The organism is Paraneptunicella aestuarii, from assembly GCF_019900845.1.
GTDB lineage: Bacteria > Pseudomonadota > Gammaproteobacteria > Enterobacterales > Alteromonadaceae > Paraneptunicella > Paraneptunicella aestuarii.
This window is the reverse complement of sequence record NZ_CP074570.1, coordinates 1,932,226-1,956,461: the sequence shown is the minus strand read 5'-3', so window position 1 is coordinate 1,956,461 and position 24,236 is coordinate 1,932,226. Positions and strand designations below refer to the sequence as shown.

The 24,236-nt window shown below is 43.5% G+C and carries 20 protein-coding genes; 11 read left to right on the top strand and 9 right to left on the bottom strand.

The annotated features are described in order from the left end of the window. Positions 1–22: 22 nt before the first annotated feature. Positions 23–565 carry a hypothetical protein gene (locus KIH87_RS08175; protein ID WP_232361040.1) on the bottom strand — a complete coding sequence of 181 codons (543 nt, stop codon included), beginning with the start codon at positions 563–565 and terminating at the stop codon, positions 23–25. Positions 566–727: 162 nt separating this feature from the next. After that, complete coding sequence (locus tag KIH87_RS08170) at positions 728–1,252, bottom strand: hypothetical protein (protein ID WP_232361039.1); 525 nt, start codon at positions 1,250–1,252, stop codon at positions 728–730. A gap of 217 nt (positions 1,253–1,469) precedes the next feature. On the opposite strand from KIH87_RS08170, the gene yfbR reads away from it, so the two are divergent. From yfbR to KIH87_RS08135, 7 genes are all read left to right on the top strand, one after another. Beyond that, positions 1,470–2,075 (top strand): 5'-deoxynucleotidase, encoded by a 606-nt coding sequence (gene yfbR, locus KIH87_RS08165; protein WP_232361038.1) that lies wholly within the window; start codon positions 1,470–1,472, stop codon positions 2,073–2,075. Between the two features lie 149 nt (positions 2,076–2,224). Beyond that, positions 2,225–3,562: an anti-phage deoxyguanosine triphosphatase gene (locus KIH87_RS08160; RefSeq protein WP_232361037.1), complete on the top strand. Its 1,338-nt coding sequence runs from the start codon at positions 2,225–2,227 to the stop codon at positions 3,560–3,562. A 123-nt stretch (positions 3,563–3,685) separates the two neighbouring features. After that, entirely contained in the window at positions 3,686–4,342 is a 657-nt protein-coding gene (locus tag KIH87_RS08155; RefSeq protein WP_232361036.1) for a tetratricopeptide repeat protein, read from the top strand. A gap of 196 nt (positions 4,343–4,538) precedes the next feature. Beyond that, positions 4,539–5,543 (top strand): protein-methionine-sulfoxide reductase catalytic subunit MsrP, encoded by a 1,005-nt coding sequence (gene msrP / locus KIH87_RS08150; RefSeq protein ID WP_232361035.1) that lies wholly within the window; start codon positions 4,539–4,541, stop codon positions 5,541–5,543. A 29-nt stretch (positions 5,544–5,572) separates the two neighbouring features. Further along, positions 5,573–6,187 carry a protein-methionine-sulfoxide reductase heme-binding subunit MsrQ gene (gene msrQ, locus KIH87_RS08145; protein ID WP_232361034.1) on the top strand — a complete coding sequence of 205 codons (615 nt, stop codon included), beginning with the start codon at positions 5,573–5,575 and terminating at the stop codon, positions 6,185–6,187. A 56-nt stretch (positions 6,188–6,243) separates the two neighbouring features. Then, a complete protein-coding gene (locus KIH87_RS08140) occupies positions 6,244–6,705 on the top strand; it encodes a hypothetical protein (protein ID WP_232361033.1) in 462 nt (153 codons plus the stop codon). Between the two features lie 166 nt (positions 6,706–6,871). After that, positions 6,872–7,477 carry a YchJ family protein gene (locus KIH87_RS08135; protein WP_232361032.1) on the top strand — a complete coding sequence of 202 codons (606 nt, stop codon included), beginning with the start codon at positions 6,872–6,874 and terminating at the stop codon, positions 7,475–7,477. A 115-nt stretch (positions 7,478–7,592) separates the two neighbouring features. Here KIH87_RS08135 and KIH87_RS08130 read toward each other — a convergent pair whose 3' ends face one another. After that, on the bottom strand, positions 7,593–8,102 hold the full coding sequence (locus KIH87_RS08130) for a VC2046/SO_2500 family protein (RefSeq protein ID WP_232361031.1): 510 nt from the start codon (positions 8,100–8,102) through the stop codon (positions 7,593–7,595). A gap of 496 nt (positions 8,103–8,598) precedes the next feature. Between KIH87_RS08130 and KIH87_RS08125 the strand changes: the two genes are divergently transcribed. Together KIH87_RS08125 and KIH87_RS08120 are read left to right on the top strand one after the other, a co-directional pair. After that, complete coding sequence (locus KIH87_RS08125) at positions 8,599–10,251, top strand: response regulator (RefSeq protein WP_232361030.1); 1,653 nt, start codon at positions 8,599–8,601, stop codon at positions 10,249–10,251. Then, the gene (locus tag KIH87_RS08120; protein ID WP_232361029.1) at positions 10,248–10,538 is read left to right on the top strand and encodes a hypothetical protein; all 291 of its coding nucleotides are present in this window, start codon (positions 10,248–10,250) and stop codon (positions 10,536–10,538) included. The genes KIH87_RS08125 and KIH87_RS08120 overlap by 4 nt, the downstream gene beginning before the upstream one ends. A 105-nt stretch (positions 10,539–10,643) precedes the next feature. Here the strand turns inward: KIH87_RS08120 and KIH87_RS08115 are convergent, their stop codons facing one another. After that, entirely contained in the window at positions 10,644–11,687 is a 1,044-nt protein-coding gene (locus KIH87_RS08115; RefSeq protein ID WP_232361028.1) for a hypothetical protein, read from the bottom strand. A gap of 250 nt (positions 11,688–11,937) precedes the next feature. Here KIH87_RS08115 and KIH87_RS08110 point away from each other — a divergent pair, with 250 nt between their 5' ends. Then, positions 11,938–13,920: a patatin-like phospholipase family protein gene (locus KIH87_RS08110; RefSeq protein WP_232361027.1), complete on the top strand. Its 1,983-nt coding sequence runs from the start codon at positions 11,938–11,940 to the stop codon at positions 13,918–13,920. A gap of 140 nt (positions 13,921–14,060) precedes the next feature. Here the strand turns inward: KIH87_RS08110 and KIH87_RS08105 are convergent, their stop codons facing one another. The 3 genes from KIH87_RS08105 to KIH87_RS08095 form a co-directional block, all read right to left on the bottom strand. Beyond that, positions 14,061–16,190: a TonB-dependent receptor family protein gene (locus tag KIH87_RS08105; protein ID WP_232361449.1), complete on the bottom strand. Its 2,130-nt coding sequence runs from the start codon at positions 16,188–16,190 to the stop codon at positions 14,061–14,063. A gap of 260 nt (positions 16,191–16,450) precedes the next feature. After that, positions 16,451–17,038, bottom strand: a complete 588-nt coding sequence (locus KIH87_RS08100) for a transposase (protein WP_232361026.1) — start codon at positions 17,036–17,038, stop codon at positions 16,451–16,453. A 230-nt stretch (positions 17,039–17,268) separates the two neighbouring features. Beyond that, the gene (locus KIH87_RS08095; RefSeq protein WP_232361025.1) at positions 17,269–18,117 is read right to left on the bottom strand and encodes a DUF6279 family lipoprotein; all 849 of its coding nucleotides are present in this window, start codon (positions 18,115–18,117) and stop codon (positions 17,269–17,271) included. A 376-nt stretch (positions 18,118–18,493) separates the two neighbouring features. On the opposite strand from KIH87_RS08095, the gene KIH87_RS08090 reads away from it, so the two are divergent. Then, positions 18,494–19,513, top strand: coding sequence for an ATP-dependent 6-phosphofructokinase (locus KIH87_RS08090; protein ID WP_232361024.1), 1,020 nt, complete (start codon positions 18,494–18,496; stop codon positions 19,511–19,513). 282 nt (positions 19,514–19,795) lie between these two features. Here the strand turns inward: KIH87_RS08090 and KIH87_RS08085 are convergent, their stop codons facing one another. Both KIH87_RS08085 and KIH87_RS08080 read right to left on the bottom strand, forming a co-directional pair. Next, positions 19,796–20,827, bottom strand: coding sequence for an efflux RND transporter periplasmic adaptor subunit (locus tag KIH87_RS08085; protein WP_232361023.1), 1,032 nt, complete (start codon positions 20,825–20,827; stop codon positions 19,796–19,798). An 81-nt stretch (positions 20,828–20,908) separates the two neighbouring features. Further along, positions 20,909–24,040, bottom strand: coding sequence for an efflux RND transporter permease subunit (locus KIH87_RS08080; protein WP_232361022.1), 3,132 nt, complete (start codon positions 24,038–24,040; stop codon positions 20,909–20,911). Positions 24,041–24,236 lie beyond the last annotated feature (196 nt).

Sequence of the window (24,236 nt, the reverse complement as noted above, 5' to 3'; positions counted from 1 at the left end):
TTTTTCATCATTTACTGATTTTCTAGTCTTCCAATTCAGCCACTTTTCGCGACTTGAAAGGATTATCAAAACTACTGTCCTGTCCCAGGTATTGAGCCTCTGGATGATAATGTTCGACGATACGTCTCGCTTCTCTTGCATGTTCATTGTCGGTATAAACCAGCATGATAGCTTTCCCTTCTTGTAGTTCATCCTCATACTGGCTGATACGATAATTGCGATGACTTATCCCAAATAACCCACCAAGCCAACCACCAAACCCGGTGAAAAGTAAAACCAGCAATGCAATATTGATAGGTTGCACATCCCAGCCATAGGGCTGAAACGTATAAGCCAATAAAGACACTATTGCGCCAATAAACACACCGACGATAGCACCTCGTATAGAACTATGAATTAAATCACGCTCCTCAAATATCGAAGCGGCATGCACATTATGCCCAGCAAAATCATCCGCTCTTTCGGTAACAAAATGAATGTCATCATCATGGATCCCAACCGTCGCCAACTCAGCTTGAAGTTGATCACTCTCACTCATATTTTGAAGTAAAAACTTATATTGCATATATGCCTCCAAAGCTTAATTCGAACCCACCAAGAACCCGAACATCACTCACGAACACTTTTTAATCAAAATAAGCTTTGTCTAAAGTTAAGAAATACGCCAGACATATACAAAAACGGTTTAAAAAAACGACTTTATATACACATTTAAGTGGGACTAAATTTAGCAGGATGACATGGGATACCAATAAACAGGGCTGGAAAAATAGCTTGAAAGTTTAGCGTTTAATTCAGAAAAACGAGTCAATACTTCCGTACTGCCAGAAACACAACGCCAGCTAAACTGATGGCAATTGCACTTGATAACATCATAATCATAATACTGATACACCTCAGCTACGGCGCGCTGCATAGCCTCAGCGCCAACAAAAGGATTGCCCGAAGCATCACCCGCGATATAAATAGTGTCGCCACTACGCTCACCGACAAATCGCTCAGGAGAAATCGCTCTAACCAATCCGTTACCTTTTAATTCCACGATTTTTCCATCGCACCAAATGCCGCTATGTTCAAAAAAACCATACACACCACATATCAGGATGGCGCCATCAACAGGCGTAATCTGGAGCTTTGTCTCGCCCGGGAATGCACCCACAATACCAGCAGATTTTTGTTTATTCTCGGATATTTTCCCTCCCGCATAGGCTGCAACAATTGCAGCACCCAAGCCTAATAACGGTAAAGCCATCGAATATCACTCGCAAAACAATTTGAACAATTATTATGCAAATTAGAGCGTTTTCAGACCAACATCAAATAAGGAATGTAAACAAGTTTTGCACAGTTTACGTTTAAAGGCTTAACAAGATAATCCCGAGTGTATTACCCTTAAGCAGCAATCATTTTAAAAATAGAGTGGCTTAGCTCCTCTTCAGTCTCTCAACGCTATCCCAAACAAGGACAACATGAAACATAGTCATTTTTTCGCTCATCTTTCCCGCATGAAACTCATTAACCGTTGGCCTTTAATGCGTAATGTTTATCGTGAAAATGTTCAGGAACACAGCCTGCAAGTTGCCATGGTAGCTCATGCTTTAGCGTTGATTAAAAATCGTTTTTTTAATGGTGAACTTGATGCAAACAGAGTCGCGACCTTAGCCATGTTTCATGATGTATCAGAAGTGTTGACGGGGGATCTTCCCAACCCCGTAAAATATTTCAACAAAGCAATTCAGGATGAATACAAAAAGATAGAAAAAATAGCAGAACAAAAACTGATTGATATGACACCAGAAGCATTTCACGATGACTATGCAGATCTCATCAATCAGGACAACTGCCACCCCGATGAGAAGTTCATCATTAAAGCTGCCGATGTGATCTGTGCTTATTTAAAAACGCTGGAAGAACTCTCTGCTGGCAATCAGGAATTTCAACTTGCTAAAAAGCGCCTTGATAACCTGCTGAAAAATTATCAGTCAGACGAAGTCAGTTACTTTATGGAAACCTATGTTCCAAGCTTTGAGCTAAGTTTGGACGAGATTACATTGGAAGACCCTGACAACGCATAAGTTTTATCTCAGTTATCAACGGTATCTATTTGGTTATCCGCCTGAAAAATGATAGTTTTCGGGCTAAACCATTTTCAGGTTAAATAAAAAGCCCAGAAAGCTGTAAACACTAATATTCAATCAGCACATTCGCATTATGGAGGCAAAGTATGATTGCAGAGCATTGGTCAGAACGACGTTTTGAAAATCAATCTCAACGTTCTGGTGATACTCGTTCAGCATACCAAAGAGATAAAGCTCGCATCCTTCATTCCGCTGCATTTCGTCGCTTACAGGCGAAAACGCAAGTTCTGGGAGTGGGCACTGGAGACTTCCATCGTACTCGCCTAACCCACTCGCTTGAAGCGTCACAGATAGGCCATGGCATTGCCAGCCAGCTGGCAGCGAAATATCCCGATCTGGCAATAGAATTGGATTTACAGCCTGTACTATTAGAAGCACTTTGCCTGGCTCATGATATCGGTCATCCTCCGTTTGGACATGGTGGAGAAGTTGCCTTACATTACATGATGCGCAACAACGGGGGCTTCGAAGGTAACGGGCAAACCTTTCGTATCGTCAGTAAATTAGAACCTTACACGCCTGCAAATGGAATGAACCTGTGCCGACGCAGCATTCTGGGCCTGATAAAATATCCGGGATTTATCGAACAGCTGACTCGCACCACCGTTCCCAACGACATTCCCGATTTTCGCAATATTAAAGCCGACGATTGGTACCCCCCAAAAGGTCTGTATTCTGACGACAAAGAAGCGTTTGACTGGCTGTTAGCACCGTTATCCAACAACGATAAGCAACACTTTATGGCACTCAAAGCAGACCCCAAAGCCTCTGCTCACGGTAAAACACAATTTAAATCTTTTGATTGCTCGATCATGGAGCTGGCTGATGACATAGCCTATGCCATCCATGATCTTGAAGACGCCATTGTCATGGGCATTGTAAGAGAGAAGCAATTTCGACAAGAAATTATGGAACCGCTAACCGCCATTACAGACTCATGGCTTGGACAAAACATTCAACATCTGGAAAGCAAACTGTTTAGCCAGGAGCATTTCGAACGTAAAGATGCGATTGGCGCCTTGGTCAATCACTTCGTCACTCACATTAGTATTGAACAAACCGATCCTAACTTTACCGAACCGCTACTACGCTACAACGCAGTCATGCCGCAATCAGAAGAGAAAGCGCTCAAGGTCTTTAAAGAATTTGTGCTTAATCGAGTGATCAAGAAACCGGAAATCCAGCAGTTGGAATATAAAGGTCAGCAAGTTGTGATGGAGTTATTCACCGCATTCCACTCCGATCCCGCACGATTGTTACCAGAAAACACACGTAAACGATGGATGTTGGCAGATACGCAAGGAAAAGGCGCACGCGTGATCGCAGACTATATTTCCGGTATGACTGACGAATTCGCGTCTCGCATGTATGCCAACCTGTTTCTTCCCAAAACACAGGGAGTGAATCACGGGCAATTTTATTAGAACGAGAATCATCATTCCTCACAAACATAGAAAAATCAGAAAAATACGCCTAGAATTAAAGATCTGGCGCAAAATGCAGATTAACTACATCAGGTAATCCTACAGGTTGACAACAGGTTCAATATGACACAACACAGTTCAGCAGTTGAGCAATTCGACGAGAGCGATATTCTAGAAGTTGAAGAAGTTGTCGATACACATGATGTTCCAGAATTGGAACTTGAAGAAGAAGCCGAAGCTCAGGCGTCTTCTAATGAATCCGGTGAACCTGAGTATTCCAGCCCCCATGCCAACGACCATAACAGCCAATCCAACCAATCAAAAGTTGTCGAAATATCGAAGACTGAAGCAGATTCTCTCGACCTTACTCAACACGAAAACAAGAGCACTTCCCTGGCTCAATCTGCACCAAACGAATTAAGCACTGAAGAAGCTTCTGAGAAACAATCCCCTATTCAAACGGCAGAGCAGCAATTTGCCACTGCGGTTCACTATATTAACGTTGAAAACAACCACTATCTGGGTGCCAAATGGTTCCGAAAAGCAGGAATGCAGGGGCACGCTAAAGCGCAAATGTATTTGGGGTTAATGTTTATTAAAGGCGAAGGCGTACCTAAAAGTTTATTCCACGCCTATTGCTGGCTAACGCTAGCCAGTTGTCAGAACCTTGAAACAGCCAAAGAAGCCAGAAAGAATCTGGAACCCTATCTGACCGCTGCTGAAATCAATGCCTCTTTACGACTAGCAGCAGAACGCATAGAGCACATATTTTCAATTTAAAGATTTATCAGTAACTCTATTTATCACAATAAGTTAACTATTTACATTCTCTCTTCTTATCCCAAATTGAGGTTAAATAACCATTTCCAGGCCGTTCGCTTGGAAATTTTTCAGGGGTTTCCCCTTTCTTTCTAAAACATGACCTCACAATGTCCTTTTTCGGAAACACTGCCAAGGGCTCACTCAAGGATCTGTAATGCTGATAAGAATCAAGAAATCCAGCGATGAAAGCGAATCGAATATCACCGATGAAAGTGTGTTTAATGAGCGACGTCATATTTTAAAAACATTAGGATTTATCGGCGCAGGATCGTTATTGGCAAGCTCAGGCAAATTACAGGCAGGGATATTCTCCAGTGATGAACCCAAGCCATTTCAAACTTCCGGACTACAGTACAAAACATCCTCCGGCTTTAGCACTGACGAAACACTCACCCCAAAAATGAAGGCGACGCAATACAATAATTTCTATGAATTTGGCACAGATAAAGGTGCGCCCTACGAAAACTCACAAGCATTCAAGGTCAACCCATGGAAACTGGAAATTGGTGGCTTAGTAGAAAAGCCACTCACAATGGACTACGACGACCTGTTCAAATGGTTTGATTTAGAAGAGCGAATTTACCGTTTGCGTTGCGTTGAAGCCTGGTCAATGGTTATTCCCTGGGTAGGTTTCCCGCTAGTAAAACTGTTGGCAAAAGCAAAACCGCTGAGCAGTGCTAAATACGTTGCCTTTGAGACGCTTCACGACCCCAAACAAATGCCCGGCCAGCGCAGTCGGTTTATGGGTGGCGGCATTGATTATCCTTATGTTGAAGGGCTGCGCATGGACGAAGCAACACACCCATTAGCTTTGCTGTCTGTGGGTGTATATGGCAAAACCCTACCACCACAAAATGGCGCACCAATAAGGCTGGTAGTTCCCTGGAAATATGGCTTTAAAAGCATAAAATCACTGGTCAAAATCACCCTTACCGACACCATGCCCAAAAGCACATGGAATATCCTTGCTCCTCATGAATATGGATTCTATGCCAATGTAAATCCTACAGTGAGCCATCCAAGATGGGGCCAGGCGAAAGAACGCCGGATTACCAGCGGCAGCATTTTTTCACAAGAGCGAATTGCAACCCGCCTGTTTAATGGCTATGACGAAGTCACTTCACTGTATACCGGAATGGATCTTCGTAAACACTATTAGCACGGCTAATAGCACGATATTGGCACAGTATGTTTAAGCTAACACCCCTGCATATAATCTGGCTCAAAGTGTGTATTCATATAGGCAGCCTGTCGTGGCTTGGCTGGCATTACTATCTGGGATTTAGTGACAGATTTCCCGGTGATCCGGTAAAAATGCTAATTCACTCGACAGGATTAGGAGCGTTAGTATTATTGTTGTTATCCCTTGCAATATCGCCACTTGCACAACAATTTCGTCAGGCCAATCTCATCAAGGCCAGACGATTATTAGGCTTGTATAGCTTTGCGTATGCCTGTTGTCACATCTTCAACTATTTAGCATTCGACTTACAATTCGACTGGCCGGTGTTATTGGAAGACATTATTAAACGCCCTTATATCAGCGTTGGTTTTGCTGCATTTTTGATTTTTTTAACACTCGCTTTAACTTCGCCCAATGCGGTAAAACGAGCGTTAAAACAGCACTGGCAGAAGATTCACAATTGGATTTATCTCGCATCAATACTGGTTGTAGTACACTTTTTCTGGTCAGTTAAATCCGACATTTATGAACCCGGCTTCTATGCGCTCACATTGTTTATTTTACTTTCACTGCGCAAGAAACACTTAAAGCACTGGATAAAAAAACAGATTAAAGCTTGACCTGTTTAAAAACACAGTATACTGTTTACCCATACAGTACAAAACAGGTGTTGCTCATGTTAGCTTCTCAAAACCGTGAACCCGCTATTCAGACCAATATACACAACAATGCACAAAACGATATTCTGTCGAGCGTGCAATCAGAATCAATGCTATCCACGGATTTGCAGCGCCCTGTTATCAACAATCATCAAGTTCGTTTCCAAAGTTACGCTAACCATAACAGTAGCCTGGATGCCCTACTACACGGCCTGAGTTATAGCCGACGCTGGGTGTATTACTTCTGCCACGATTTGCGTATTAAATGCGACTACAACAACGTATTGCAGGTTCGCATTGAGCGAAACATCCCATTACGCAATTGGGTAGAAAAAGTGTTAGAAGCAGGCCAATGCGCAGCTATCATGCTTGAGAAGAACTCGCTATCCAATCAAGACATTATTGAAATTAAAAACCTATGTGAAAACGCAGGTATATTGCTGTTATTGCTTGAGCCACAAGCCCACAAACTAAACTAATGGTGTGATATGACGCTGTTTCATTCCTATCACCCACTCCGGTTTTTCGAACAAGAATCGTAAATTGAAGTGGCTATAACATGCTGTAACCAAAAGAATCAGGTACACTCTGCCCACCAGTAAAAAATACAAATGAACAAATTAAACAGCAGAGCAATAGTTACAGATGAGCGTGCAGAAAACAGGAAAAATAGAAGAAGAACAAATAAAAGCAGCACCACATTCTCTATCAGAGGAACAAAGGCTACAAAACATGGATGACAGTTCACCGTGCCCTTGCCATAGTGGTAAAGCATTTAAAAGCTGCTGCAAACCCTATCTGACGAATGAAAGCCTACCGTCACATCCTGAACAGTTAATGCGTTCCCGCTACACCGCATTTGCATTAAAACAATTCCAATACATTGCTGACACTCATTATTCCAAACTTGACCCTATCAACAATGCCGAAACACTACAGCAAGATTTTCAGGACATTCAGTGGCAACATTTACGCATTATCTCGTCTCAGAAATCGCATCATGAATCCCTTCAGGATTCAGACAGTGAAGGAGAAGTCTCTTTTATTGCCTATTATGCAATACAAGGGAAACTGTTCGCACTGTCAGAAACCTCTCATTTTATTAAACCCGATGGTAAGTGGCTGTACGACGCAGATCACTCTCAATCCAAAGTCGAGAAAATCAAATTATCTCGAAACGACACCTGTTTTTGTGAGAGCGGAAAGAAGTTCAAAAAATGCTGTGACGGCAAGTTAGCCCAAATACGTTAAAAGCAGCGTTAAAAGCCGAGTTAAAAAATCTGTGTTAAAAACAAGCCATGAAAGCTGGGGCAGTTATTTAGCAGAACATAACTAACAATTGGTAATCAACGCTCAGCAAACCGCATTACAACTGTAATGCATGTAACTCTGGCAATATGTCTATTGATTGAGGAATTAAGTCAGCCAACATCGTTTCATCAATGGAGATTTCAGGGGCAGACCCACCTTTCATACGTCTTTGACAGAAAATATCACAGTTAGCCAATACTTCTTCTGGAATAAATTGCGGGTCATTATTTAAGGATAACGGCGGTGGGAACATACAGCTCATCAATCGGGCATTAGCGAGATCATGTTGAGACATCGCCTCTGAAACCAGTTTCTGTTGTTGCCAATGCTTCTTTTCTGTTGCCAGAGGTGTTTTGGGGTAAAAGTCGATACTGGCAAGTTCCTGCTCTCGACTATCTTTCACAACCTCTTCATGCACATTAACCAGATTTAGCCTGTTCGACACATCCTGATGCAACATGGCCAATAGAAATGCGAAATCCTCAGCCCCCTTACTGGAAAGGACTTTAGAAAACGAGCCTTTAAACTCGGCATCTATGGGTGCAACATGCGGCGTATTTGACATATCTAAAGGTTTAAATGATAGCTAATATAAAATCTGGCACTAATACTGGTTTGTGAATGCTTTTATATCGACTGAAACCCGTATCCCTTGATGCATAATCGAAATGAAACACCGACAAAACCAATTAATAACGATTATTGAATTATCAACGTAGAGCTTATAAGTAATAGCTATAATTAATCCGTCTACTCATTTTATAAGGATAAATTTCAGATTAATGAATATGAAAAATATGAGGTGTATCAACGCTGATACCCTACATTGTCGAAATGGCGAGCAGTCGCACTATTACGGCATTCAAATATGAAAATAGACAGGGTAAGCTAGAACTCAGAAAAATAACGGGGTAACACATAGTTTCCCTGTATAAGATAATGAACATTATCAAAAACACTGAACACTGATTTGTCGTGCTTCATTAATCTATTGATTTATTCAGGCAAACCGTTACATTTCACAACTTCACCATTCAAACGGGGTAATTTTTAGCACGGTAATGGCACTGATAGATTTCGAAAAAATGCGTGTCCTCGTTGTGGATGATCAACGTCCCTTCCTGGTTCTACTACGCGGAATGGTTAATGCCCTTGGGGCAAAATCTGTAGTCATTGCACAAAATGGCGAAGCAGCCGTTGTCGCGTGCCGAAAAGAAAAGTTCGACATCATTATTTCCGACGTACAGTTAGGAGCCGACAAAAAGAACGGATACCAATTTCTGGAAGAGATCCGCATTCTCAAATACGTAAAACCAGATACCGTCTTCGTTATGGTCAGTGGAGACAACCAACGCCCCGTTGTACTTGGCAGCCTGGAACGTCAACCCGACGATTACATGATTAAGCCATTTTCCCAGGCACAATTATCCATCCGTTTACAAAAAGCCTATATGAAGAAGCAGGAATTAGCGCCTGTCTATCAGCATTACATGAAAGGTGATGTAAATAAGGCTATCGAAGAATGTCGTACCCTGATCACCAATGGCTGTAAATACCGTCAGGCATGTAGCGTACTGTTAACGGAACTGTATTGGAAATCGGGCCAACACAAACAAGCACTACATATGCTTGAACCCATCATGCAACATAAGCCTCACCCTTGGGTTCAAGTCGCAATAGCCAAAACTCAGATGCATCTTGGTAATTATGATCAGGCAATTACCCTTGCGAAACAAGTGGTGAAAAATCGCGTACTTGCAGTTGAAGGGCACGACGTTCTGGCAAAAAGTTACTGGCAGAAAGGCTATCTGGATGAAGCTATAAACGAAATCAAAAAATCCATCACCTTGTCGCCCTATTCTCTCGACAGACAGTATTTAGGCGCGAGTCTGGCACGGGAAAACAACGATTTCGAATTCGCCAAACAATGCTGTAAAGCTATTTTTGAGCAAACACGCCGTTCGGTTTACCGTGACGTTGCTCACCTATGTAACTTTGTACGAAGCATTCTTGATGCCGCCGAACATGCGGCTGAAAAAGGTGATCGCAATAAATTCCAGCAAGAAGCGCTGATAACGCTACAACGCTTGAGAAACGACGACATTCTCACCCGCTTATCGGAACCCTTTGACTACGGCGCTTTCGAAGACATCATTAACGCCAGGGTAAATTTTCTCGATGGAAAATTATCAGAAGCTCGTCGTTCATTATCTAAAGCGCAAAACACGCTGGAAGAACAATTTGAAGAATACCCCATATCAATGGTGCCCGACTCCATAAAAGTGCTATTTGATCTGGGTGAATTTGATGAAGTTAATCTTTTGTCCAAGCGCCTGCAAAATGGCGAATATAATATCGACCCTAACGTAGAGTACCTGTTAAGCAAGACCAGCGAAGGCATGACAGAGCAAATTCGAGCCTTCCAACAACACTGCAAAGACGGCCTGAACTGCTACAATCAGGGTAAATTTCAAGCGGCTTACGAATCTTACTCGCAAGCACTCAAATTATCGCCCACAAACATTGATGCAGTAATCAGTTTGCTACAATGTATTGCCCGGATGTTAGATAAACTGGATAAACCTGATCTAAAATTAATCGTAGATAGTAAAAAACACGTCAGGCTCCTTGGCGATCTGGAACTCAATAGAGCACAAAAAGCCAGATTCCACGAAGTAAAAAATGAACTACAAATGCACATGGAACTAAAATGAAAACACTAAAAACAGCAGCGAAATTACTTGGTATTTGTATGTTCGTTCCTCTCCTTTCTAATTGCGCTCATAAACAGCCCCCCTGCGAGGAAATCCTTGAAGTCAAACGTCAGGAACGTGAATGTGCAGAACTGAAAAAGATCATGAATGACAAGGAACATCCTCAGCAAGCCTTAACCGCAAGACAACGCTTTGATGAAGAATGCGTTAACCTGCGCTACTACCGCGATGAATACGACACCATCTGTAAGAAAGGCGAAAAACCGATTGGTAAGCGTGAAGAGTAAATTAATTTAGCATCACAACATCTTCCAATAAAAGATTGTGAGTCATCTTATAAATTTTAGTACAACTAAAATGCAATACTTAGGTATTCATGCAGCAGGTCGATGCTAAAGCCGCTCCTTTTTCTCTTGAAAATGGACAATCGTTGTTCTTATACCCAAATATTCATATACCGCAGCGGTTTTCAAAACCAAGCTATTATCACGACAGAAAAAATAATCACAAGAGGAAGCTAGTCCAGCATGGGTCATATCACTCACGGAGGCAATAAAACGCCTATTTTTTTTCATATTACTATCTCGATGATATCCTAAAAAATTCAACATATGATAAATAGCGTTGACTTGCTGAACTACTGTAATACCGTTAGGAAACCTTTTGTCAAATGGGTGTGGCTTTATTCCCCAATAAGTTTCCATATCTATTTTCGCCCCATGTTTAGCAAACTCTTTAGCGAGTAAATCCATAATCTGCTGCACTACATTTGGTGGTTCAATATTATTTAATCGTTTAGGGCTGATATTCATTTCTCTTTCAAATGCAGCAATTGTCGCCAAGTTTTTATCCATGCCTTGAGTTGTAGTAATCATTCCTTGACTAAGCTCTGACATAACAGAGTATATATGCTTTTCAAGCATAGCTTTGAACGATTCACTGTCAGGTAAAAGAGTATTAATATCATTCATCGCCTCCTTTACTGTGCTCTCTAGATAATCAACCAGTTCCTTTTGCCCCCTTTCTATTATGTTTGCATAGCTTATCTCTGTTTGCCCACCATACATTTTATGAAGCATTCCACTCAATCCAAAGTCTGACTCGGGTGTTTCTGCATCATTTTCACAAAACCTCTGGAATTCTTTATGAGGGTCAAATTTGCCGACAGCAAATTTGCCAGTATCTACAAAGTTCAAATCTAGAAGAGGGCGGATGCGCACAGCTTCAATGTCAGCCAAAACGTCCAAAAATTTATTTTCATAACCTTTAGAACGTTTAATCTCTTTGAATGTTTCATACGAATATGCGGGCGTAATACAAAACTCTTTCATTAGCTCCTCAACACCATGAGGATCTCCTTTAGTCATCAGATCCAATACATTGTGATCAAGATATGCAAAACTCTCATGTTGTTCTTCATTCTGTTCATATTGCATAGTTACTTATTCAACGTCGACTCTAACTAAGGGTTAATTAGTATACATATTGATTTAAAATTTGCTTGATTCGTTAATACCCAAATTAGGACGTTGCGTTCTATTCCAAAAACAAACCAATCCCACTAATCTAGGCCAAACCAACGTTTCTCATTCTATTTTTCAGCAAAAAACGGTAGCTAAAACAAGTTATTAGCAACTTCTCGTGCTCCATAATCTGAAAGGAAAATTCAATTTCAGGAGAAAGAGCATGCCAACCAAACCGATCGGTTTTGAATCAAGTAAATTTAAAGACAGCAGTGAGCTTAACTCATGGATTGATAAGCCACTTAAATCAGGTAAGGATACAAAAGACGTGTATGGCGTTTTTAAGGGGGGCGGCCCTAAAGGTGTTGCCTTCTCTGGCGCAATCACCAGATGTGAAGAAGAAGGGCTTCGCTGGAAAGAAGTGGCGGGAACTTCTGCAGGAGCCATCACCGCGGCGTTACTTGCTGCGGGATACGATGGTGAAAGCTACGAAAAAGCGATTAACGAAATTCCGTTTATCGACCTGATGGATCCCTTCAATCTTGATATCGTTAAACGCGATGCTCAAAAGTGGGAGCACCAGAAAGATGTCGATGGCATTACCAAGGTCATCAAAATTGTCGATGACGATTTCTTCACTACCAAGAAAGACAAGCTGCATGAAGAACTCGCTGATTACTTCAATAAAAAGCGTGAGCAAGCCATTGAGGAAGAAAGGCTGCGTAATGAACAAGAAGCGCAGCGTCTGCAGGAAGAAATGGAGCGTCAGGCACTTATTGAGCACAGAAATAAACCCTGGTATTCACGTTGGGCAGCCAATACTCAGTGGGCGGTGTCTGGTACGCTAAGCGGTGCATACAACGGCGCATCGTATCTGTACGAGAGAAGCCCTAACGTTAGATCTCGCATCTATTCTGGCGGCAAGATGATCTACTCAGGCGGTAGTAAAATCGCCTCGGTAATCAGACACCCCATTGATTCCACAAAGTCAGGGATTGCCAGTGGCGCGACTTACATCGCCAAATCCAGCTATGCTATCGACGCAGTATCTGGCTTCATCTCCGACAAGCTTGGGCAGGATGACCTTGGCGATATTATCGGTAATGCGCTAAAAGGCGTGGCAAACTCAGATAAGGAAAAGGCCAAAGAAGCGCTGGTTGGGTTTTTAAGCTCAAAGTACGCCAAGAAGATGCCTCCAGCCATGCTGAAAGTGATGAAAAAATCCAATGGTGACATTGATGTCGATACTGCTCTGGCAGTGTTTCTGTCGATTTATTACAAAGGCGGCGCTTTCAAGGGTGAAACCTTTATTGAGTTGATGGAAACCTATCTGCAAAAAGCCATTCGCGGCGACGCCAATATCGACTTGAGCCGCCCGGTTACGTTCCGCGAACTGGCTATACCTGCCAAACTCATGGCATCGGATGTCAGCAATGGCAGACTTCTAATGTTCCCTGATGACCTTGCCATGTACGGTTACGACGGCGAAGAAGGCCGTATGCATTTTATGGACTTCCCGGTTGCAACAGCGGTTCGTGCCAGTATGAGCCTGCCTTTGGTATTTGAGCCCGTGTACCTTCCCTATGAAAACCACAAAGACGGCCTTGCTCCTACCAAATGGGCAACCCTGGTTGACGGTGGCATGCTAAGCAACTTCCCGGTTGAACAATTCGTCTCTCGCAAAGATGACATCGATATCTACGCCTTCTGGCTGGGTGATTTGGATCTTATAGAGCCTTTCATGACCGACAAAGTCTCTGGCTATATGGGCGGATGCTTTACGGCATTACAGGAATCGCACGACCGTTTTGTACTGGATCACGCTGGTGACAACCTTCGCGTGTGTGAAATTCCTCTGGATATTCCATCCACAAGAGAAGAGCAGGAGGAACTGGAGAAAGAACGAGATCAAATTACCGATCAACTTCATGATGATTACGAAGCTGCCAGTGCCGAGCTTGGTAAGTTAATGACAGCAAAAGACAAGGCTGAAAGTAAGTCGGATAACATCACGGCGTCATCGATACAACGTGAAATCAACTGGATTAAAAAGGACATTGCGGCTCTGGAAACCAAACAAAGCAAAGTTGAACAAGAGTACCCTATCGTGACCCGACTATGCGGCACTTATGACTTTGACCTGACAGATGAACAAAAAGCCAAGCTTGTAGCTAATGGATATGAAGCAGCAGCAGGATTGTTTTAAACGGCTGTTTGCTTAAATAGATGTCGATTGAAGTTTATTAAGCTTTAGAAACAGGCAGTGACTTATCTTTTGATAGTCACTGCCATTACATTTCAAGTTTGTTGCTTTAAAGAGCCAACTAAATGACACAATACTCTGGATTACAGAATAACGTTATAGCTCAGTATGATTGTACGAGGCTTACCCGCCATTAGAGAACCATGCACTCTAGTCGACAAATACTCTTTATCAAACAGGTTATCGACTGACAAAATAACCTTCTGTTTGTCATCAATTTTATAATTGGCCGTAAAATCAACAACGGTTCTACCCGGGATATGAGTATTTGTGTTGGAAGAAAATGAGCCAGCTTGGGTCAGCATTTCGCCGGTATAACGCAGGATCATTCCCCCGCTCCATTTATCAGCGATTAACTCGGCAGACAGCTGAAGCAGATTTCTCGGTACATAAGGTAAAGCGTCACCTTGTGTCACATCACCCCAGGTATCAAGCTGTGAAGTGAAACTGTTTTTAAATTCGGTGTCTGTGTAGGTGTAAGTCAAACTGACCGGTAGCACGACATTATCCAATGACCACTCAGCACCCGCTTTAAGCTCCAAGCCACTGACATTCACTTCACCGGCATTATATTGGTCTCCAATATTGTCTTCTTCACAGCCCTGACTGGCCGTACAGTTTCCATGCATATTGTCATAGTCGGAGTAGAAATAGAGCGCTTCGGCACTCACAACAGAGCCTTTATAACGTAACCCCAATTCATAATTGATACTTTCTTCGTTCTCAGCCTCTTTATTGCCCGGAGCAGGAGGAGCAAAGCCTTTTTGAACGCCGGCAGTCAACACCAAGTCATCATGATAACGATAGGTCATGGCAATAGAAGGCAACCACACATCAACCGTATTGTCTTTGTAAGTCGGAACTGCTTCACGAAGAGGATCGCTTTTGCCCCAATCGCTTCTGTCGAGATCCATGCTTTCATAACGTAATCCCGTGTTCAGAATAAAATCATCAAAGGAAAACTCATCATGGATAAATGCCGCGAAAGCCTTTGCACTATCAATCAGGTTTGAATCGCTACCGGGAGTACCCGCACTGGATAACGACATATTAAATTGCGCATCCATTGAATACTTGTCGACCCACTGAAAACGATCCATTTCATCTTCGTGATATCTGGCTCCCACTTTTAACTGATGACTTGCTAAATCGGCAAATAGTGTGCTTTGGATCCCTTTAGACAAGTAATCGCGATTGTTCGCTTTAACGTCAATAGCAAGCGTCGCATCGCCCGGTGCATTGTCAAAAGCCGATGCAGCGTCAACGCCACCGCTTTCCAAGCTCAATCCATTCACCTTGCTGACTTTATACCAATTACGGGAAAAGTCGTTGTAATAGGCAGTCGTACCTAAGGTGTACTTGTCTGACAAATGGATCTGATGGTTAATCTGCACTTGCTTATGAGTGGTTTTCATATTGTCGCGTTGCGATGCGGAATATCGGGCAAACGGGTTTTCTGCAAAGTCGACATCATTCAAACCCATATAGGTTTCATTGGAGTCTTCGTCAGAATACTTAAGTTTGAACTCAAGTGATTGTTGTAGTTCGGAAGAACCAAAATTCATTCTGAATTTAGACAACAGATCGTTCTTGATAAATCCGGTATCGGTATCAGAATGGTTAATATCTCTAAAGCCATCGGCTTGATATCTGAACACCTCAGCAACACCGCCAAAGTCTTCGTTACTACCGCCAATAAAGGCGTGTAGCTTTTTATAGTCATCAGAGCCATAACTTAGCGCTAATTGCCCCGCGAGCTCTTCATAAGGAATTTGTCTGGACAACATGTTAATTACGCCGCCAGTGGTTCGAGGACCATACATAGCACTTGATGTGCCCTTAAGCACCTCAATTTTTTGCATTCTCCCCACTGTAGGAAAATAGTATGCAGACGGTGCAGAATAAGGCGCGGGCGCTGCTAACACGCCATCTTCCATAATGGTCACTTTCTCACTACGATTTTGCCCCGTGCCACGCATACCAATGTTGGGGCGAAGCCCATAACCATCTTCTTCCAAGACATACACACCAGGAACCGATGTCAGAGTTCTCATAATGTCAGTGAAAGAAAACTTGTCTAATTCCTGCTGGTCAAGTTCATGCGCCGAACCAGGAATATCGTTAACCGAATTAGCAGCACCAAATATTGTCAGATGTTCAATCTCGTAAACCTTAGGAGCCATTTCTTCCGATACAGCGCTTCCCAAAGGCATAGACAGCAATAATATAGTTTGAATCGTAGTTTTTTGAATCTTCAAAACACTTATCTCTTAATATTTCAATATTTCAATCTGTTACTTATGCCACCCAAGCTTTCCCCTCTGATTCAAGGAAGACTGAGTTAAATGGCATTGATGATTAGCCCTGTTGGGGGCATGTACATGCTCAAAGAGCGCAAATGATAATTATTGTTATTTGTATTTTCAAGCAATATCGAAGGATTAAAGTTTACTAAGCGGGAATTGAAGAATGTTTAGCCAGATATTTGTATTGTTTCTTTGCTCTGATATCCCTGCCAATAGCCACTCCAATTTCTTGACTGGGAATGAGTTAATGCCGCTTGCAGTAGTGTTCCTGCTTTTTGGATGCTGATATTTTTATCAGCCATAAGTGTTAATGAAGAGGAGCCTGGCTGCTCGTCAAATGAAGCAAAGAGATAAGAATTCGATGCCATTTCTCTGAGTTTATTAGCCAAAACATAGGCGGTTTTATACTGCACTCCCAATAATCGCCCCAACCTTGCGCATGACGAACCCGAAGGCGAATGAGCAAAGATAACAACAGCCAGCAAATAGTGCTTTAACGGTAATCGGCGATGAGCGAAAAGCGTACCACTGGTAACGCTAAACTGCTGAGAACAAGCTTTACAGGTATAAATGGGGCGAGTTCTTGAATGATAGCATTGTCGGGAATCACATGCCGGGCACATCGGCTCGCCATTGGTTTTTAACCAGCGCAGCTGTTTGAATAACTCCAACGCTTCATCTTCGGTCAGCTTAAGGACTGAGTTAATCGACAGCTCAGGTAATGCCTGTTCTTCTGCACGACATGGGCTTCGCATTCTCTCTCCGTCACAAGGTAGGCTGTTAAAACCATTGTGCGAAGAGAATGAGTGAATTAATCGTGCAAAAACAGGAGGTTCACGTCAGAAGAAAGGTTTAATACTTTTAATAATAAAACAGAATCTATTAAAAAATGGGCTGTATCGAATTTATCATCGCCAATACAGCCAAAGCTTGAAGAATAGCGACATCAACTGTTTGATTTAGAAGTTGAATTAAAATTGAAGCATCAATCGTCTCCGATCAGATCAGAAATATCTTCAATATACCCATCCAGTTTACGCAGTAGCTTTTTACGCTGCTTATCAGTTAATGACTTGCTCATATCTGCGATCAAAGCGCTATATAAACGGCCATTAAACTCTGCATTGGCGACCATTTTTTCAGAACGATAAGCCTCCGGATTGGTCATTAATGCCAGCAGTTCTTCTTTAAATGCCGGGTTTTCCTTTCGAGTGGCAAAGATGGCTTTCGCTTTCCCCTGAACAGTTTTGTGATAGTTGATCCATTCCTGCCAATTTGGGCGGAATTGAGGAACATAACCGGCAATAATCGACTTTTGTTCATCGCTCAGTTTACCAACCCATTCAGACAAATTCTGTTCAATGTCTTTCTGACGCTTATCCATGCGCTCCTGTTCGGTTTTTTCGTATACCTTGTCTTGACTGTCCTGTTCTTCTTTATTGTCTTTGGCTAATGCCTCAAACATCGCTTTTACCTGAGCATCAGAAAGTGAAGATGCCATTGCCGCCAGATCCGGGGCAATATGACCTCTCAAATTTTCCCAATGAGTACGAGCCTGATCAAACTGTGCTTGCAAGTTATCGTGAGTAAAACCATTAGTTTCAACTAATGCACGAATGCTGTTTAGTTGCTCCCGGTATTTCACCAGTTCTTCCTTACGATGCCATGAATGCCAAACAGCAAATCGCTCATCAAAGACATTACGTTGCGCCTTGTTGAGGTCGATGTAATCATCCAGATACCAATGGATCATCCAGTCCATGTTGTTATACACAAATTGAGAACTACACCCACCTAATAGCAGGAAAATGGTAACTAAAATGATTTTTCTCATGGCGACTCCTTTTTACAGCTTATTCTTATCCAACAATCGGCCTAAACAGATGCTCTGATTAATTAGTCAGCTACAGAACATTATCCTTACTTGATGATTGGCAGTTTAATCTCATAATTCAAATTGAAAAGCGTCTGAAAAGCATTTTTACACACTGTTACAGCCACCATACATTTAGCGACAAAACAGATTGCTCATTGTTTTATCAATCCATATTCAAACTTCATATTTTTTTCGGAAATATTCTTTCCGGGGATATTTCAATAGCAAGAAATACTTGCCACAATGAACGACTATTAAGATTTCCATCCGGCAAACAGGAATTTGCAGTTAACTATGCCGGAACTGACGAACCAAGATATTCAGGTTTAATGACATGAAACGTATCGCTGTACTAACATCAGGTGGTGACGCTCCCGGCATGAATGCCTGCATTCGAGCCGTAGTATTAACCGCCGAGCATTACAATATTGAAGTGATAGGCTATCGCCACGGTTACAACGGTTTGCTGAATCAGGAATACAAAGTTATGTCTCGTGATTCAGTCGGTAACATTATGCAAGCAGGCGGCACAGTGCTACGTAGTGCTCGCTGTCTGGAGTTTAAAACCGAAGCAGCGGCGATTAAAGCAGCGCAGAACCTGGATGAACTGGAAATAGAAGCGCTATTGGTGATCGGTGGCGACGGTTCATTCAAAGGTGCAGATCACCTTAGCAAATTCTGGGATAAACAAATCATTGCCCTGCCCGGCACTATCGACAATGACATCAATGGCACAGACGCTACTATTGGCTACTTCACCGCCATTGAAACCGCATTAAGCTCTATCGATAAAGTCCGTGATACAGCAGACGCCTTCGAGCGTATCTTTTTAGTGGAAGTCATGGGCAGACATGCCGGTTTCATTGGCTTATCTGCCGCAGTCAGCTCAGGTGCCGATCAGGTATTGTTACCCGAGATTCATAACGACAGCGTTAAAGCATTACAAACCATCGTTGGCCACATTGAAACCGCCCGTAAAATTCGCGGTAACACCAGCTATATCGTGGTTGTGGCAGAAAATCTGTGGCCTGGCGGCGTCACAGCTTTGGCGCAAGTGCTGACAGAACGCATTAAAACCGATTGTCGCCCGGTAATTTTAGGGCATGTTCAACGCGGTGGTTCTCCGGTTACACAAGACCGATTATTAGCGACCAAACTGGGCGCTTATGCTGTAGAAGCGGCAATGGCGGGCAAAACCAATATTATGGTGGGCGAGCGTAACTATAAGCTGGTTGATGTACCGCTGACAGAAACCTGGGCAAATCGTAAAGAACTGGATCCTTATCTGGTAAAAATTCAAACAGAACTGTTTGATATCACTCAAAGCCAACTTGCCAAGCAACTGGCTGACTAATCATATCGAATACTGTCGTCACCGATAGTGACTTATAAGCAGAGCCACAGCCGCATGGACGCGGCTGTGGAGCCTCAAAGGATTGATTTACGGCGTCTCTGCAATAAGTTGCTATTGGTGACGAACGTCTATTCCCAAAACTCTGAATGAAAGCCTGGGTAAAGGCTCGAATTAAAAAGCCCTGAATATAAGAAAGGCTCCTGCAAGCAGGAGCCTTCCACCAACGCATTTCTATCAAATCCCGCATACGCTTGTACTGGGTGTAATAGGAACTTTTCTAGATTATTGTGCCTTGGCGATAGATATCATATCGTTATATCGTACCTTTTGCCCAGCTTTTAAAAGCTCAGCGCCTCGAACAACCACATTTGTGGTGTCATCCAGCTCACCAAACACCTCAATTCGGCTGCCCAAACCAACACCGGTTGTCACTGGAACCTGTACTGCCTGATTGTTCTCATCCACCACAAAAATAAACGTCCCGCTCTTTCTCAGTACCAACGCATCGCGAGGCACGGTAACGCCTTGATGATAATCACTGTGAGGCAACGCCACTCTTACCGCACTGCCAATGGGAAAATCGCCCGGACGCAAAGCTACTCGCACTTCCATCATACGTGAAACCGCATTCCCTACAGGCACAATAGCGCGAATACTTTGTTGCTTTTCCAGTACAGAACTCTTCACTGCCACATTCAGCCCCGGCTTAAGAAAAGGCACAGCCGAAAGAGGCGCACGAATACTGGCTTCTACATTCGCCGTATCCACCACTCTCAATAAATCACTGCCAACACTGGTGTATTCCCCGGGAGCCTGAATGCGCTCGACGACCAGAGCGCGAAACGGCGCTTTCACCTGCGTTTGTTCCAAATGATATTCAGATTGAGCTTTGTTCAATTCCGCCTGAGCCAGCTCCTGACGTGCAATTTCCAAGTCAGACACAATCTCATCCAGCTGATCGCGCGATGTATTATTGAGCTCAGCCATCTTGCCAAAGCGTTCCTGTTTACGCTGTAAAAGCTCAACTCTGGCCTGCCATTTCGCGATATTGGCAATATTTTGCTGGTGCTCAAGTTTCATTAAACGATCGTCAATGCGAGCCAGCACTTCCCCCTGTTCAACCACTTCGCCCACTTCTGCTACCCAAGCCAAACGCCCGGCGACCTCTGCGGCGATATTGGCGTCGCTTCGACTAACGACCGTACCCGGAACCCAAATCTGCTCAGAGACCATTTCAACTTTAATATCATCCAACTCCACCAACGTGGCGGGTGGCTCTGGTTTATTTGCCTGAGCCCATGCATTTGCGCTCATCGCCAGCGCGCTTATCGTAAATAGCAAAGTTGGAATAACAAACTTCTTAACATTACTCATCATCATTCTTCCCGAATCTAACTATTCTTTGTGGTTCACTTTTTGGTTTTTCACCCAATGTGCTCCACCAAAACCGGTATCTGTCGTCTTTCTCATTGTTATGGTCGACGATAGCTGTAATAAAGTTGGCAACAACAGCAAAGTAAATATCGTGCTTACCGACATTCCCCCCACGATGACACACGCTAACCCTCGATAAATGACACTTCCCGCCCCCGGAACCAAAAGCAAAGGCAGCATGCCGAAAATAGAGGTTAGCGTACTCATAAAAATAGGACGGAAGCGCAACAACAGAGCCTGATGCACCGCTTCTTCACGACTCAAGCCTTCACTTTCTCCCGCTCGGGTTTGATGCACCAACAAAATGGCATTGTTTACCACCAGCCCCAGCAAGATGATAAAACCAATCATGGTCAACAAATCCATAGGCTGAAACGTAAACAGGTTAAGCGCTCGTAGCGATAACACGCCGCCAACGGTCGCCAGCGGAATACTTAAAATCACCATAAAACTGTCTTTGAATGACTTAAACAACCCGCCCATCAGCACAAACAACAACGCCATCGCGAAAATGAAGTTTTGGCTCATGGTAGCAATGGATTTCTTCAAACTGTCGGCGCTTCCCCCGTAATTCACCGCACCATCAGCAGGCAACGACGCCAAAAGCTGAGGTTCAATTTGTGTCTGGATCACATCCATAGCTTCTTCCAGAGACATGCCTTCGGGCGGATTCAGAGAAATCGTCTGAGTACGGCGACGATCAATACGTTGGATCTGGCTTGGCCCAACCTTTCTGTCAACCGAAACCAAATCCCCCAACTGCACCATTTCTCCGGCAGGTGTCATTATCGGTAACGAAGACAACTCTTCTGGAGAGCCCCAAGGCTGTGAACGGAAAATGATGTTCATGCGTTTTACGCCATCAAAGTATTCGCCCACATACAAACCATCGCCCATTGAACGCACAATATTGGCGATGCGAGGACGATCCAGCCCCACTTCCATAATTCGAGCATCGTTAGGTGTCAGACTTATTTGAGGTTCAGCCTGTTCAATGTTGGGATTGGCTCGCACATTAGCCTCAGGAAAGGCTTCTCGTAGTAGATCCATGCCTAATTGCGCAGTGGCTGCCAAGGCTTCGGTGTCGGTAGCCTGCAAGCGAATATCGATACTACGATCATTACCAAAACCACCAAACAAATTGCCTTGCATGGCAAACGCACCGGTATCCGGTAAGTCCTTAAGAATTTCACTACGCATCAGGTTTTCCAACTCTTTCACGCGATCCTGATCTTTTACTCGTGCGCCAATAGTGCCGCCATTCGGCCAGGTAATAATGTAGTAATTTTTTAAGGCAGGCTGCTTTTCGCCATCCATATAAGGCTGCAAACGTTCTGCCACCAAATTGATCACTTCCTCTTCCACAAATTGCGAACTTGCACCGGCAGGGAAATTGAAAAAGGCATCAACCGCATCACGCTTCACTGGCGGTAAATAATCCAGCTTGGGAATGAGCATGACGGTTGCCAGTATCGGCAAGCCCATCAACAGGGTAATCATCACCATGCGGCGTTTCGTAGTTGCCGTTAAGCGCATAATGCCTTTTGCCATTCTGTTCCATAACGGCAGCAAGCGATCTTCCTGATCCGCCGAACGTAACCAGCGATTAGCCGCAACAGGTAAAATAGTGACAGCAACAACAAAGGAAATGATCACAGCAATAGCAATGGTCAGCGCCAAATCAGCAAACAGTTGCCCTTCCACATCATCAAGGAACATAACCGGAATAAAGATAGCAACGGTTGTCGCGGTTGATGCCAGCAATGCCCCAAAGACTTCTTTGGTCGCCTTATATGCAGTTTCTTCCTGATCCTGTTCTGGCGATCTTTTAACTGTTCGATGCCGAACAATATTTTCCAGCACCACAATTGCCGCATCCAGCACCATCCCCACCGCAAAAGCCAAGCCAGCCAAAGAGATAATATTCAAAGAACGACCGGTAATTTGCAGCACGATAAAGGTGCTTAAGAGCGAAATAGGGATCGACAAGGCAACGATTAACGTGGCTATTTTCTGGCGCATAAACCACCACAAAATGCCCACCGCTAACAAAATCCCCATCACCAGATTGCCTGTCACCAGATTGATAGCACGATAAATAAACACCGAGGCATCAAATGACTGCACCATGGTTAACTGACGCGGTTTAAGTAACTCTTCATTTATTTCAGCGACTTTTTCTTTCACCGCTTCCAGCGTCGCCAGTACGTTAGCTTTGTTCTCACGGTCAACACGAATAGAGATAGCGCGGTTACCGTTTTGGATACTGACATAATTTTCATCGCCGCCCTGAATGCGTATCTGGGCAATATCCGACAACTTGATTGGACTACCGTCTCGCCATTCCAGAATCAATTCCCCCATATCTTGAGGGTCGTATTTACCTTCAAAACGCAGGGTATATTTACGACGACCAACATCAACGAAACCACCAGACACATCATTCGCCGAACCCAACAAACGCGAAATCGCCGTTAAATCCACGCCCAGTTCAGCGGCACGGTATGGGTCAAAAACAATCTGAAACTCTTCATCGCTGCCACGCCCACTTTCCATACGCACACGAGAAACGCCAGGAATGCTCTCTAAACGAGGACGAATAACATCCTGAAAGAAGCTAATGTTGTCTTTAATGTCTTGGTTATTGCCGGGTAGTTTCTGCAAAAAGAAATAGGTTAAGGCAGGCCCATCACCGCCTCTGCCGCCCATAATGATATTGGGAGATAGCGCATCTCTGGGTAGTGGCGGAATGCGATTCATGCGGCTGATGACCTCAATCAAGGTCTGCTGCATGTCGGTTTCCAAGCCAAATTCAAGATTAATCCAGGCATTGCCCTGATTAGCAAAGGCCGACATATTCTGTAAGCCCGGGATACCTTGAAGCACCTCTTCCTGAGGCTCAATAATTTCAGATTCAATCTCCTCCGGAGAAGCAGAACGCCAACTCGTCTGAATATTGATCTGAGGTCTTTCGATATCGGGGAATAACTGAGTAGGTAATCGGGATAAACTAATAAATCCCAGAAAAACCACAATGCCAACTATCGTTCCTATCGCTGAAGCATTTTTTAAAGCGTACTTAGTGATGTCCATAATAACTGCGCCCACATAGCAGGGTGAGAATGAGTATCACTATAGGTCGCAGGAAAGAATAAAAAAGTTTAAATCCGCTAACCGCAATTTTTTGCGACAAGTGGTTTATACGAAAATATTTGAAACATTTAGCAGCAAGATTGATACATTTTTGGGGAGTGTGATTACAGGATGACTAAATATATTGAGCTTTAAC